The 12087-nt window shown below is 63.6% G+C and carries 14 protein-coding genes; 7 read left to right on the forward strand and 7 right to left on the reverse strand.

All coding sequences use genetic code 11. The annotated features are described in order from the left end of the window. Window positions 1–150 precede the first annotated feature (150 nt). Entirely contained in the window at window positions 151–1083 is a 933-nt protein-coding gene (locus tag BM229_RS07940) for an L-threonylcarbamoyladenylate synthase (protein WP_093927043.1), read from the forward strand. Here BM229_RS07940 and BM229_RS07945 read toward each other — a convergent pair. Further along, a complete protein-coding gene (locus BM229_RS07945) occupies window positions 1080–1634 on the reverse strand; it encodes a YqgE/AlgH family protein (protein ID WP_093927044.1) in 555 nt (184 codons plus the stop codon). The genes BM229_RS07940 and BM229_RS07945 overlap by 4 nt on opposite strands. Before the next feature lie 164 nt (window positions 1635–1798). On the opposite strand from BM229_RS07945, the gene BM229_RS07950 reads away from it, so the two are divergent. Further along, the gene (locus tag BM229_RS07950; RefSeq protein WP_093927045.1) at window positions 1799–2611 is read left to right on the forward strand and encodes a protein-disulfide reductase DsbD domain-containing protein; all 813 of its coding nucleotides are present in this window, start codon (window positions 1799–1801) and stop codon (window positions 2609–2611) included. Window positions 2612–2620: 9 nt separating this feature from the next. Here the strand turns inward: BM229_RS07950 and moaB are convergent, their stop codons facing one another. Genes moaB through BM229_RS07965 form a run of 3 tightly spaced genes read right to left on the reverse strand, consistent with a single transcriptional unit; the run spans window position 2621 to window position 4528 of the window. Further along, complete coding sequence (gene moaB, locus BM229_RS07955) at window positions 2621–3163, reverse strand: molybdenum cofactor biosynthesis protein B (RefSeq protein WP_093927046.1); 543 nt, start codon at window positions 3161–3163, stop codon at window positions 2621–2623. Then, on the reverse strand, window positions 3160–3774 hold the full coding sequence (locus tag BM229_RS07960) for a LysE family translocator (RefSeq protein WP_067938287.1): 615 nt from the start codon (window positions 3772–3774) through the stop codon (window positions 3160–3162). The genes moaB and BM229_RS07960 overlap by 4 nt, the downstream gene beginning before the upstream one ends. Next, window positions 3767–4528 (reverse strand): uracil-DNA glycosylase, encoded by a 762-nt coding sequence (locus BM229_RS07965; RefSeq protein WP_093927047.1) that lies wholly within the window; start codon window positions 4526–4528, stop codon window positions 3767–3769. The genes BM229_RS07960 and BM229_RS07965 overlap by 8 nt, the downstream gene beginning before the upstream one ends. A gap of 108 nt (window positions 4529–4636) precedes the next feature. Between BM229_RS07965 and BM229_RS07970 the strand changes: the two genes are divergently transcribed. The 4 genes from BM229_RS07970 to plsY all read left to right on the forward strand — a co-directional run bounded on the left by BM229_RS07970 (window position 4637) and on the right by plsY (window position 8315). After that, window positions 4637–5584: an aspartate carbamoyltransferase catalytic subunit gene (locus tag BM229_RS07970; protein ID WP_067265620.1), complete on the forward strand. Its 948-nt coding sequence runs from the start codon at window positions 4637–4639 to the stop codon at window positions 5582–5584. 56 nt (window positions 5585–5640) lie between these two features. Beyond that, the gene (locus BM229_RS07975) at window positions 5641–6174 is read left to right on the forward strand and encodes a hypothetical protein (RefSeq protein WP_093927048.1); all 534 of its coding nucleotides are present in this window, start codon (window positions 5641–5643) and stop codon (window positions 6172–6174) included. Between the two features lie 252 nt (window positions 6175–6426). Continuing rightward, window positions 6427–7707, forward strand: a complete 1281-nt coding sequence (pyrC, locus tag BM229_RS07980) for a dihydroorotase (RefSeq protein WP_093927049.1) — start codon at window positions 6427–6429, stop codon at window positions 7705–7707. Further along, a complete protein-coding gene (plsY, locus tag BM229_RS07985; RefSeq protein WP_093927050.1) occupies window positions 7707–8315 on the forward strand; it encodes a glycerol-3-phosphate 1-O-acyltransferase PlsY in 609 nt (202 codons plus the stop codon). The genes pyrC and plsY overlap by 1 nt, the downstream gene beginning before the upstream one ends. Window positions 8316–8350: 35 nt before the next feature. Here plsY and BM229_RS07990 read toward each other — a convergent pair whose 3' ends face one another. The 3 genes from BM229_RS07990 to BM229_RS08000 all read right to left on the reverse strand — a co-directional run bounded on the left by BM229_RS07990 (window position 8351) and on the right by BM229_RS08000 (window position 11073). Beyond that, the gene (locus BM229_RS07990; RefSeq protein ID WP_093927051.1) at window positions 8351–9721 is read right to left on the reverse strand and encodes a glutamate--cysteine ligase; all 1371 of its coding nucleotides are present in this window, start codon (window positions 9719–9721) and stop codon (window positions 8351–8353) included. An 85-nt stretch (window positions 9722–9806) separates the two neighbouring features. Next, a complete protein-coding gene (locus BM229_RS07995) occupies window positions 9807–10337 on the reverse strand; it encodes a hypothetical protein (RefSeq protein WP_093927052.1) in 531 nt (176 codons plus the stop codon). Between the two features lie 16 nt (window positions 10338–10353). Continuing rightward, complete coding sequence (locus BM229_RS08000) at window positions 10354–11073, reverse strand: 16S rRNA (uracil(1498)-N(3))-methyltransferase (RefSeq protein ID WP_093927053.1); 720 nt, start codon at window positions 11071–11073, stop codon at window positions 10354–10356. Between the two features lie 12 nt (window positions 11074–11085). On the opposite strand from BM229_RS08000, the gene ubiA reads away from it, so the two are divergent. Further along, window positions 11086–12060, forward strand: a complete 975-nt coding sequence (gene ubiA / locus BM229_RS08005) for a 4-hydroxybenzoate octaprenyltransferase (RefSeq protein WP_093927054.1) — start codon at window positions 11086–11088, stop codon at window positions 12058–12060. Window positions 12061–12087: the final 27 nt, after the last annotated feature.

Raw genomic sequence — 12087 nt, forward strand, 5'->3', positions numbered from 1 at the left:
CTCCTGAAAGGCGCGCTTGATCTGGCAAGCCTGACATGGCCCTGATAAAGGCTGGTTTATGTTGCCGCCAGCATGAAATGCCCGGCCGCCCCCCGCAACCCAAACGCGGCGTCACGGGATGCTGCAGGATTAGACAGGATTAGCCCTGCTATGACCGAGACGCTGACCCCCACGCCCCAAGGCATCGCCTGCGCCGCCCGCCTGTTGCAAGAGGGCGCGCTGGTCGCCCTGCCGACCGAGACGGTCTACGGCCTTGGCGCGGATGCCCGCAATGGGGAAGCCGTGGCGGGCATCTATGCCGCCAAGGGGCGGCCCAGCTTCAATCCGCTGATCGTTCATTTGCCGGATATCGAGACGGCCAAACGATACGTTGAGTGGACGGACGATGCTGACCGGTTGGCGCAGGCCTTTTGGCCCGGCGCGCTGACATTGGTCTTACCGCTCAAGCCCGACAGCGGGCTGTCGTCACTGGTCACGGCGGGATTGCCCAGCCTTGCGGTGCGCGTGCCAGCCCACCCCGCCATGCGGCAGGTCTTGCAGGCACTCAACGGCCCCGTGGCCGCGCCCTCGGCCAACCCCTCGGGCAAGATCAGCGCGACCACGGCTGCGCATGTGCTGGCGGGCCTCGACGGTAAGATCGCGGCTGTGCTGGATGACGGCGCTTGCAGCGTGGGTCTGGAAAGCACGATTATCGGCCTGACCGGTCCCCGCCCTGCCCTGCTTCGCGCAGGCGGCCTGCCGAGTGAGGCGATAGAGGCGGCGCTCGGGCAACCACTGGAGGTTGTCGATGGGGCCGAGATCATCGCGCCGGGGCAGCTGGCCTCTCACTACGCCCCTGGCGCGGCGGTGCGGTTGAACGCGGAAACGGCTGGGCCGGGCGAAGTGCTGCTTGGCTTTGGGACGATGGTTTGCGACCTCAACCTCTCGCCCTCCGGCGACCTGACCGAGGCTGCGGCGAAGCTTTTTGACCATCTGCACCAATTGGACGCCACCGGACAGAGCATCGCCGTAGCGCCGATCCCCGATCATGGCTTGGGCCGCGCGATCAACGACCGTCTGGCCCGCGCAGCCGCCCCGCGCTAGGCGTGCCCGGCTGAGGCCGACAGCCCCAAGGGATCGATGCCCAGCGTTTTAAGCGCAGCGGCCCATTTCTCCGAATCCGGCAAATCGAAAATAACTTCTGGCGACGCCTCACAGGTCAGCCAGCCGTTCTGCGCAATCTCGCCCTCCAACTGCCCCGGCCCCCAGCCCGCATAGCCCAGCATCAACTGGGCGCGCTCTGGCCCCTTGCCGGTCGCAATGTCTTCGAGGATGTCGCGCGTGGCGGTCAGCGCAATGCCATCGCCGACCCGCAGCGTTTCAAGGGCAGAGCGGTATTCATCGGAATGCAGCACAAAGCCGCGCCCCGTCTCGACCGGACCGCCGAAATGCACGGCCAGAGATTTCGCCTGCGGCGGCGTGTCATCGACCAATTGATCCAACACATCCGACAGGCGCAACTCCGGCGCGGGTTTATTGACCATCAGCCCCATCGCGCCCTGTTCGGAATGCGCCGAAAGATAGATCACGGAATGGGCAAACCGCGTGTCCCCCATGCCCGGCATCGCGACCAGCAGCTTGCCCGTCAGTTCCATTGTCTGACCCGTCAACGCCCACCTCCTAAAGGTAACCTTTCTTTGAACATGGCCGCTTGCGCCCCACAAAACAAGAGAGGCAGCGCACCGCCAACCGCATCGGCGAAACATGGATGATGCAAATGTGACTTGGCAGGCGCGGATGGATACCGCATCAAGGCCGCATGAATATATCGCGCCTCTTCTCCGCCGTTCTTTCCTGCCTTGCCCTTGCCCTGCCTGCCGCCGCACAGGACGGTGTCGGCACACCTTTGCAGGGCGATCTGCTTACCGGTTGGCAGCAAGCCGACGGTCGGCGGGTGGCGGCGGTTCGGCTGCGCATGGCACCGGGCTGGAAGACCTATTGGCGCAGCCCCGGTGACGCAGGCATCCCGCCGGAGTTCGATTGGTCCGGCTCGAACAACCTCCGCGATGTGCAGATCACATGGCCCGCGCCCAAAGTCTTTGACCAAGGCGGGGTAAGCTCCATCGGATATGCGCGCGAAGTGATCCTGCCGCTGACCATCACCCCGCGCCGCCCCGGTGCGCCGGTAACCTTGGATACCAGCATTGACCTTGGCGTCTGCAGCGACGTCTGCGTGCCGCAGACCCTGCACCTCAGCGCCGTGCTTGATGGGCCCGAAAACAAACCCACCCCCGCCATTGCTGCGGCTCTCGCCGCGCGGCCCTATTCGGGGGCCGAAGCGGGGTTGAAAAGCGCCCGATGCAGCCTGCGCCCCACGGCGCGGGGACTGGAGATCGAAACCCGGCTTTCCCTGCCCTCTGCCGGAGGCAAGGAAACCGTGGTGATCGAACCCGGCAATCCCAACATGTGGATGAGCGAGACCGTGAGCCAGCGGTCGGGCAATACGCTCGTTGCCAGCGGTGAGATGATCGCCGAGAACGGCACCGCGCTGGCGCTCGACCGTTCCGCCATTCGGATCACGGTGATCGGCAAGAACCACGCGGTCGAGGTGACGGGCTGCACCTCGGGCTAAACCCGCACGCTACTTGCGGCGCTGATGCTCGTCCAGCCGCGGCATGATCTCGACGAAGTTGCAGGGCATGTGGCGGTAGTCCAACTGTTTGAGCAAGATGCCATCCCATGCGTCTTTACATGCCCCCGGGCTGCCCGGCAGCGCAAATAGATATGTCCCCTGCGCCACGCCGCCTGTCGCACGGCTTTGCACGGCGCTGGTGCCGATCTTCTCCATCGAGATCATGGTGAAGACCGTGCCGAAGGCGTCGATCTCTTTCTCATAGACGTCGCGGTGCGCCTCGACCGTCACGTCGCGCCCAGTGAGTCCAGTACCGCCGGTGCTGATCACCACATCGATCTCAGGATCCGCGCACCAGTGGCGCAGTTGCGCCGCGATGGCGGGGCGGTCGTCGGTCACGATCTCGCGGGCGGCCAGCACATGGCCCGCAGCTTCAATCCGCGCGACCAAAACGTCGCCCGAGCGGTCTTCGGCCAAGCTGCGGCTGTCCGAGACGGTCAGCACGGCGATTCTCACGGGGATGAACTCCCGGCTGTCGTCAATCCTTCTCATGTCCGCTCCATCATTGCCAAACGCGCGGCCAGTGCCACGAAAATACCGCTGCTGATCCAGCCGAGCACACGCCCGCCCCCAGCCAGCCGCCGCCCGATGCCAGCGGCAAATACCCCAACCGCACCGTTGATGACAAAACCGCCCAAAGCCAGCACCGCGCCAAAGGTTAAGAACTGCGCCAAGACCGGACCGGCCTCGGGCACCACGAATTGCGGCAGAAAGGCCAGCACGAAAAGGATCACCTTGGGGTTCGTCAGATTGACGATGAACCCGGTGTTAAACGCCCGCCAGCCGCCCATACCGGGCGTCGTGTCGCGCGGTTTTCCGGCCTGTCGCAACGTCTGCACCGCAAGCCACAACAGATAGGCCACACCAAGCCAGCGGATCAGATCAAGCGCCCAAGGCAGCGCCGCCACCAGCGCCCCAAGGCCGAGCCCCGCCAGCGTCACATGCACCAAAGCGCCCGCGGAGATCCCCGCACTCGCCGCCAGCGCGGCACGCGGGCCTGACCGCAGCCCCTGCCCAAGGCAGAACATCATATCCGCCCCCGGTGTCAGGTTCAGCGCAAGGGCGGCAGGCACAAAGGCCAGAAGGGTCAACGCATCAACCATCGCGCAGCTTGGCCTGAAGGCTTAGCAAATCCGCCCAAGCCTCGCGTTTGGCGGCCGGATTGCGCAACAAGGCGGCAGGGTGAACCATCGGCAGGCAGGCCACGTCTGCCGCCTTGGTCCATGTGCCGCGCAACCGCATGATGCTGCGTTTTTCCAATAGCGATTGGCAAGACCAATTGCCGAACAGCACCAACACTTTTGGCTTGGCCAATGCGATGTGCCGCTGCACGAAGGGGCGCATCATGGCAATTTCATCGGGTTGTGGATCACGGTTCTGCGGTGTGCGCCACGGCAGGATATTCGACAGATAGACGTTGCGATCACGCCCCATATCAATTGCCGCCAACATCCGATCAAGCATTTGCCCCGTGCGCCCGACAAAGGGTTTGCCCGCACGGTCTTCTTCGCGGTCTGGCACCTCGCCCAATATCATAACCGGCGCGCCCGGCACCCCGTCAGAGAACACCATGTTCCGCGCGCCTTTGTGCAACTCACAATGCTCGAACCTCTGCAACGCGGTGCGCAACTCTTCTATGGTTTTTGCGCCCGCCGCCGCGCGTGTGGCCAAAGCCACCGGATCGGGCTTGGCCTCGGGCCGCAGGGGTTGCGGCCCTTTCGCGGGCGTTTTCGCCTTGGGCGGGCTTGCGGGCACCTCATAGCGGTTGACCGGCGCGTCGCAAATCGCCTCGGTCGCACCAAGCTCAACCTGCCACGCCAGCATCTCAGCTGCCTGATGATAATCGAATGATTCCATGGCCGGAGCTTACGCTCTGCGCGCGGGGGACGAAATGCCCTATCGCTGCGCTTTACCTGCCAACCCGCCCGCGCCTATAAGGCGGCAACAGCAGAAGGGATCGCCACCATGTCATTCGCCCATCGCCACCTGCTTGGCATCGAGCAGCTCTCGCAATCCGACATTACCACCCTGCTGGATCTGGCCGACACCTATGCCGACCGCAACCGCCAGCCGAACAAGCATTCGGACGCGCTGCGTGGGCTGACGCAGATCAATATGTTCTTTGAAAACTCCACCCGCACGCAGGCGAGTTTCGAGATCGCGGGCAAACGTCTAGGCGCGGATGTGATGAACATGGCGATGCAGGCCAGCTCGATCAAAAAGGGTGAGACGCTGATCGACACGGCAATGACGCTGAATGCCATGCACCCCGATCTGCTGGTCGTGCGTCACCCGCAGTCGGGCGCGGTGGACCTGCTGGCGCAGAAGGTGAACTGCGCGGTGCTCAACGCGGGCGACGGGCGGCACGAGCACCCTACGCAGGCGCTGCTCGATGCGCTGACGATCCGCCGCGCTAAAGGGCGGCTACACCGCCTCAGCATCGCGATTTGTGGCGACATCGCCCACAGCCGCGTGGCGCGGTCGAACATCCTACTCTTGGGCAAGATGGAGAACCGCATCCGCCTTGTCGGCCCGCCGACCCTGATGCCCAGCCAAATCGACCAATTCGGCGTCGAGGTATTCGACGACATGAAAAAAGGGCTCGAAGGTGTCGACGTGGTGATGATGCTGCGCCTTCAGAAAGAGCGGATGGACGGCGGCTTCATCCCGTCGGAGCGCGAGTATTACCACCGCTACGGGCTCGACGCCGAAAAGCTCGCCCATGCCAGCCCCGACGCCATCGTCATGCACCCCGGCCCGATGAACCGCGGGGTTGAGATTGACGGCACGCTGGCTGACGACATCAACCGCTCAGTCATTCAGGATCAGGTCGAGATGGGCGTTGCCGTCCGCATGGCCGCGATGGACCTACTGGCGCGCAACCACATCGCCGCTCAGCCCGGCGCGGCCTGAGCGGAACCCCAAAGGGCCGCGCGGCGTTTTCCTGAGAACAGTCAAAGGAAGCCGTCATGCCCCATACAGAAGTCGCCCCGCAAGAAGCCGGCAAGGTCCGCGTCTATGCCCTCTCGCTCTCGGATGCCGAGGCGCGGGCGATGCGCGATGATGAGACCGCACAGGCCGCCGCCCTTGGGATTGAGCGGATCGACGCGGCCTATACAGAGGTCTTCCGGGTGGCCGACCTCGATCAACTGGGGCTCGCGGGCTATCTGCGCGACGGCAATGGCGTGAACCCCGAGCAGATCGAGACGGACCGCAGCAAGCTTGCCGCGCTCGACGGTTGGGTGATGATCGTCTACTCCCGCGCTTTCGCCGGACAGTCGCTGCAACTGGCCCCGATCCCGGCGCTGACCCATATCGGCACCTATAGCGAAAGCGGCCCTGAAACCTCTGTGCAAGCGATGGAAGCGGAGGCCGCACAGCCCTACACCGGCATTCCCCGCGTCTCTCCGCCCGAGCCTGCTAAGGGCGGTGGAGGCAAGACGATGGTGATTGTCGGGATTGCGGTATTGGTACTGATCGTTGTCTGGTGGCTGTTGGCCTAAGTGCGAAATTCGCTGGCACCCTAAGCGCCAGCGCGGTACACCAGCCCTATGCAAGAACCTGAACACGATCCTAAAATGTCTGGTCGCATCGCCATGGTCGCGCTGCTGGTCGCTTTTGGCGTGGTCGGAATGATGATTTGGATTGGCGGTTAAGGGCGGAGCCTGCCTGAGAAACCTGCGGAAACCGCTTGGTTTGGGGGGCGATTTGGGGCATGACAGCGGCGCATCCGCTTTCGCATCAAAGGCCCGCCCATGACCCATCTTTTCACCAACCTGCGCCTTCTAGACCCCGAAGCCGGCACGCTTGAGCCCGCCGCGGTTTTGGTCCGCTATGGGGTGATTGCCGAGGTTCTGAACCACGGGGTCACTGCGGTAGATGGTGCAGAGGTGATCGATTGCGGCGGCCATGTCCTCGCCCCCGGTATCGTCGACATCGGCGTCAAAGTTTGCGAACCGGGCGAGCGGCACAAGGAAAGCTACCGCTCTGCCGGGCTGGCGGCGGCGGCGGGCGGGGTGACCACGATGGTCACGCGCCCGGACACCGATCCGGCCATCGACAGCCCCGAGACGCTCGAATTCGTCACCCGCCGCGCCAATGAAGCAGCACCGGTGAACGTCGTGCCCATGGCCGCGCTGACCAAGGGCCGCGAGGGGCGCGAGATGACCGAGATCGGCTTTCTGATGGACGCAGGTGCCGCTGCCTTCACCGATTGCGACCGGGTGGTGACGGATACCAAGGTCTTCTCCCGCGCGCTCACTTATGCCCGCAGCCTCGGCGCGCTGGTCATCGCCCACCCACAGGATCCGGGGCTGAGCAAGGGGGCGGCCGTCACCTCTGGCAAGTTCGCCTCATTGCGCGGCTTGCCTGCCGTCTCGCCCATGGCCGAGCGGATGGGGCTGGACCGCGATATCGCCCTCATTGAGATGACCGGCGCGCGCTACCACGCCGACCAGATCACCACCGCCCGCGCCCTGCCCGCGCTGGAGCGTGCCAAGCGCAACGGGCTCGACATCACCGCGGGCGTGGGCATCCACCATCTCACGCTCAACGCGCTTGACGTGGCCGATTATCGGACCTTCTTTAAGGTGAAACCGCCGCTGCGGGACGAAGAAGATCGCATCGCCGTGGTCGAAGCCGTCGCAAGCGGCTTGATCGACATCATCTGTTCCATGCACACCCCGCAGGACGAAGAAAGCAAACGCCTGCCCTTCGAAGAAGCCGCCAGCGGTGCGGTAGGATTGGAAACACTGCTGCCCGCTGCCCTGCGTCTGGTTCATGCCGAGATGATGGATCTGCCGACGCTCTGGCGCGCGCTGTCGCTGAACCCGGCCAAACGACTCGGCCTGCCCGGCGGGCGGATTGCCGTGGGGGCGCCTGCGGATATGGTGCTGTTCAACCCCGACGCGCCCTTCGTGTTGGACCGCGCGACGCTGCGGTCGAAATCCCGCAACACGCCCTTTGACGGGATGCGGATGCAGGGTAAGGTCATGGCAACTTATGTAGCAGGCTCCTGCGTTTACGAGGCGAATTGATGCCCCCTATCGATACTTCTATTGAAATGATCCTCTTTTGGGCGCTGGCGGGCTATATCATCGGCTCCATCGCTTTTGGCATGTTGTTGGCGCGGCTGATGGGGCTGGGCAACCTGCGCGATATCGGGTCGGGCAATATCGGCGCGACCAATGTGCTGCGCACCGGCAACAAAAAGGCCGCGGCGCTGACGCTGTTGCTGGATGGGGCCAAGGGGGCCGTGGCAGTGCTGCTGGCCCGGGCCTTTGCGGGCGAAGATGCCGCACAGGCGGCGGCGCTCGGCGCGATGATCGGCCATTGCTATCCGGTCTGGCTGGGTTTTCGCGGCGGCAAAGGCGTGGCGACCTTTTTGGGCCTCATGCTGGCGCTGGCATGGCCTGTCGGGCTGGCGTGTTGTGCGGTCTGGCTGATTACGGCGGCACTCTCGCGCATCTCGTCCCTGTCGGCGCTGGCGGCGGCGGCAAGCTCAACCTTCTTGCTGGTATTTCTCGGCTACGGGGAGATGCTGCTCTTGGGCATCGCGCTGACGCTGCTGATCTTCTGGCGGCACCGCGACAACATCCGCCGTATTCGTGCAGGTACGGAATCGCGGATCGGACAAAAGGGCTGACACCGCCCCGAAGGCGGCATCAGCCTCTTCATGCTTTAGTAGGAATATTCGGCGTAGATACGGCTCAGATCGCCGTTCCATGGCCCATGATAATCCGCCAGCAGGTCATCCGCAGGCACGCGGCCCGTCTCGATACTGTCGCGCAGGGCGTTGAGGAAATGCGTTTCATCTGGCACAAGACCACCGGCACCGGGACGCGCGCGGGCTTTCAGCCCTGCCTCTGACAGGGCCACCGCCTCGCGCGCAAGATCATGCATCTTGAGCCCGCCAACCTCGGCCTGAAGGCCATGGGTCGAGGCGGCGATGCGCAACTCTTCCCGTGTCTCTGCATCCCAGTCCTTGACCAAATCCCAAGCGCCATCCAGCGGAGATTGGTCATACATCAGCCCAACCCAGAAGGCGGGCAGTGCGCAGAGACGCCGCCACGGGCCACCATCGGCACCACGCATTTCGATAAATTTCTTAACCCGCGCCTCGGGGAATAGCGTGGTCAGATGATCGGCCCAATCGCTCAGCGTCGGCTTTTCGCCAGGCAGCGCGGGCAGTTCGCCTTTCAGGAAATCGCGGAAAGACTGGCCAAGCGCGTCGATATATTTACCATCGCGGTAGACAAAATACATCGGCACATCGAGCGCATATTGCACCCAAGCCTCGAACCCGAAACTTTCATCAAAGACGAAAGGCACCATCCCGGTGCGGGCATCATCCAGATTGCGCCAAACTAGACCGCGGGTGGATTTCACGCCATTGGGCTTGCCGTCGAGGAAGGGTGAATTGGCGAAAAGCGCGTTGGCGATCGGCTGCATCGCCACGGCGACGCGCATCTTTTGCACCATGTCGGCTTCACTCGCGAAATCGAGGTTGACCTGAACGGTACAGGTGCGGCGCATCATGGTGGTGCCCATGGTGCCGACCTTTTGCATATAGCCGTCCATTAGCTTGTAACGGCCCTTGGGCATCAGATCCATTTGCTCATGCGACCATTCGGGTGCCGCCCCCAGACCGATGAAGCCCACGCCGATCTCATCGGCCACGTCTTTCACTTCGCGCAGATGGGTGTTCACCTCATCGCAGGTCTCATGGATGGTCTCGACCGGCGCGCCTGACAGCTCCAACTGGCCGCCCGGCTCAAGGCTGATGTTGGCACCGTCTTTCTCAAGCCCGATCAGCTTGCCACCCTCTTCAACGGGGGCCCAATTGTGACGGTCACGCAGACCTTCCAGCATCACCCGGATCGAGCGGTCCCCCTCATAGGGGAGCGGTTTGAGCGTGTCTTTGCAGTAGCCGAACTTCTCGTGCTCGGTGCCAATGCGCCAGTCTTCGCGCGGCTTGCAACCGTCGGCCAGATACTGCGCCATTTGGTCGTGATGTTCGATCGGGCCGCCGCCGGATTGAGGAATGGACATATGCGAAGGCTCCGTTTTGAAGGGTCGTCTTAGGGTGTCGACTTGGCGTCGTGTCTAGCAGGGATGGGCGGATTTGCCGGGGCTGTCAATGCAGCAAGACATGCGCCGGGCGCAGGGGCGCGCGCTCCCAGATCACAACGGCGTCATGGTGGGTCTTGCGCAACTCAAAGAGCATCCTCTCGGTGCGCAGCCCCGGCAGAGCGGCAAAAGCGTCAAACAGCGCCTCGGATCCGGCAGCATTCACCGGGATCAACAGGGGCGCTTCATCGTCGCGCGGCTCAAGCCGCCAATGGGCTGGAAACATCTGCCGGTCGAGGCTGAGCCGCTGCAATTCGCGCAGAGCCACCGTGCCGCCGGTCAGCGGGCCGAAATAAGTGATCTGCCCCTCGACAACCTGAACGGCCCCCGCTCCGTCACCTTCACCGCGAAAGCGGGCACGTTGCACGCCAAGCCAGATCAGCGCCGCGCCCCCGGCAAGCGCCGCATAGCCCGGCACCGCCAGTAAAAACCCCGGCCCGGCCACCAGCCAGAGACCGAAAAGCATCAGCCCCCCACCGATAATCGCCTCGCGCCAACGCCAAAGCTGGTCGCGGGCCCCTTGGCGCAGAAAACTCATCGGGCCGTCCCTTGCATCACCAATCTCCCAATGCCTGCTGCCACATGGTCATCGCCGCAACCGCCGCCGTATCGGCCCGCAGGATGCGCGGGCCTAGCGTGACGGCGTGGGCATGATCCAACCCGTGCAAGCGTTTGCGTTCGGACTCAGAGAACCCACCTTCGGGGCCGATGAGGATGGCCCATGGGCCTTGCGCGCCTGTGGGAAGCGCGCCGTTTTCCCCGGCCAAAGCCTCATCGCAAAACATGATCTGCCGGGTGCTGTCCCATTGGTCCAGCAGCCGCCCCAGCTTCACCGCCTCGGCCACTTCCGGCACATAGGTGCCGCCGCATTGCTCTGCCGCTTCGACCGCATGGGCCTGAAGGCGCGGCTGCTGCACGCGACCTGCGTTGGTGAAGTCGGTCATCACCGGGACAATGCGCGAGGCCCCCATCTCAGCCGCTTTTTCAACAATGAAGTCGGTTCGGGTTTTCTTGATTGGCGCAAAGAGCAGCCACAGGTCAGGCGGCATCTGCAAAGGTTTGCTCTGCTCGACACAGGTCAGCACCCCGCCGCGTTTGCCCGCCTCGGCGACCTCGGCCAGCCATTCGCCATCACGCCCGTTGAACAAAAGCACCCCGGCCCCGACCGTGAGCCGCATCACCCCAAAGAGGTAATGCGCCTGCTCGCGCGCCAAAGGAACCGTTTGCCCCTGCCCCAAGGGCTGATCTACATACAATCTGATTTTCGCATTCATGGGGCCAGATATATGCACAACCAGCCGCCTTCGCCAGATGCCTCGCAAGATGGGTCGGTTGCCGATGCTGTAGCCGACAATTGGGTCGACCGTCATGCCCCCGCTGCCCTGCGCCCCTATCTGCGGCTGAGCCGTGCGGATCGACCAATTGGCACATGGCTGTTGCTGCTGCCCTGCTGGTGGGGGCTGAGCCTCGCGATCCTTTTCGATCAGGCACCCCGGTGGGAGGATCTGTGGATTTTCGCGGGCTGCGGCATCGGCGCCTTTCTGATGCGAGGGGCGGGCTGTACGTGGAACGACATCACCGACCGCAACATCGACGGCAAGGTCGCGCGCACCCGCTCGCGACCGATCCCTTCGGGGGCGGTCACGGTGAAACAGGCGCTGGCGTGGATGGTGGGGCAAATGCTACTGGCGCTGCTGATCCTGCTTTCCTTTAACCAAGCAGCCATCGCCATGGGCGTGTTGGCGCTGTTGCCGGTGGCGGTCTATCCCTTCGCCAAACGCTTCACTTGGTGGCCGCAGGTCTTTCTGGGGCTGGCCTTCAATTGGGGCGCGATGCTCGTTTGGACGGCGCACGCCGGTACGTTGCACGCGCCTGCCATTGTACTCTACCTCGCAGGGATTGCTTGGACGCTGTTCTATGACACAATCTATGCCCATCAGGACGCCGAGGATGACGCGCTGATCGGCGTGAAATCCACCGCGCGGCTCTTTGGTGAGAATTCGGGCCAATGGCTGCGGCGCTTCCTCATGGCGACTGTCGGTCTTATGGGGATTGCCGTGATCTATACCGGGTTGCCGCAGGCTTCGGTGCTGGCGCTGGCGATTGCGCTCGGCGGGCCTTGGGCCATGGGATGGCATATGGCGTGGCAATTGCGTGGGCTGGATACCAAGGACAACGCCAAGCTTTTGCAGCTCTTTCGCGCCAACCGCGATACCGGCATGATCCCGCTGTTGTTTTTCGCAGCAAGTCTTCTGGCCTGATTGCACCCCCGGCAGGACGGGCGTATC

This window comes from Sulfitobacter dubius (assembly GCF_900113435.1).
GTDB classification, from domain to species: Bacteria; Pseudomonadota; Alphaproteobacteria; order Rhodobacterales; family Rhodobacteraceae; genus Sulfitobacter; species Sulfitobacter dubius.

Coding starts and splice junctions, on each gene's coding strand:
- BM229_RS07940 (WP_093927043.1), top strand. CDS start 151: ATGACCGAGACGCTGACCCCCACGCCCCAAGGCATCGCCTGCGCCGCC.
- BM229_RS07945 (WP_093927044.1), bottom strand. CDS start 1,634: ATGGAACTGACGGGCAAGCTGCTGGTCGCGATGCCGGGCATGGGGGAC.
- BM229_RS07950 (WP_093927045.1), top strand. CDS start 1,799: ATGAATATATCGCGCCTCTTCTCCGCCGTTCTTTCCTGCCTTGCCCTT.
- moaB (WP_093927046.1), bottom strand. CDS start 3,163: ATGAGAAGGATTGACGACAGCCGGGAGTTCATCCCCGTGAGAATCGCC.
- BM229_RS07960 (WP_067938287.1), bottom strand. CDS start 3,774: ATGGTTGATGCGTTGACCCTTCTGGCCTTTGTGCCTGCCGCCCTTGCG.
- BM229_RS07965 (WP_093927047.1), bottom strand. CDS start 4,528: ATGGAATCATTCGATTATCATCAGGCAGCTGAGATGCTGGCGTGGCAG.
- BM229_RS07970 (WP_067265620.1), top strand. CDS start 4,637: ATGTCATTCGCCCATCGCCACCTGCTTGGCATCGAGCAGCTCTCGCAA.
- BM229_RS07975 (WP_093927048.1), top strand. CDS start 5,641: ATGCCCCATACAGAAGTCGCCCCGCAAGAAGCCGGCAAGGTCCGCGTC.
- pyrC (WP_093927049.1), top strand. CDS start 6,427: ATGACCCATCTTTTCACCAACCTGCGCCTTCTAGACCCCGAAGCCGGC.
- plsY (WP_093927050.1), top strand. CDS start 7,707: ATGCCCCCTATCGATACTTCTATTGAAATGATCCTCTTTTGGGCGCTG.
- BM229_RS07990 (WP_093927051.1), bottom strand. CDS start 9,721: ATGTCCATTCCTCAATCCGGCGGCGGCCCGATCGAACATCACGACCAA.
- BM229_RS07995 (WP_093927052.1), bottom strand. CDS start 10,337: ATGAGTTTTCTGCGCCAAGGGGCCCGCGACCAGCTTTGGCGTTGGCGC.
- BM229_RS08000 (WP_093927053.1), bottom strand. CDS start 11,073: ATGAATGCGAAAATCAGATTGTATGTAGATCAGCCCTTGGGGCAGGGG.
- ubiA (WP_093927054.1), top strand. CDS start 11,086: ATGCACAACCAGCCGCCTTCGCCAGATGCCTCGCAAGATGGGTCGGTT.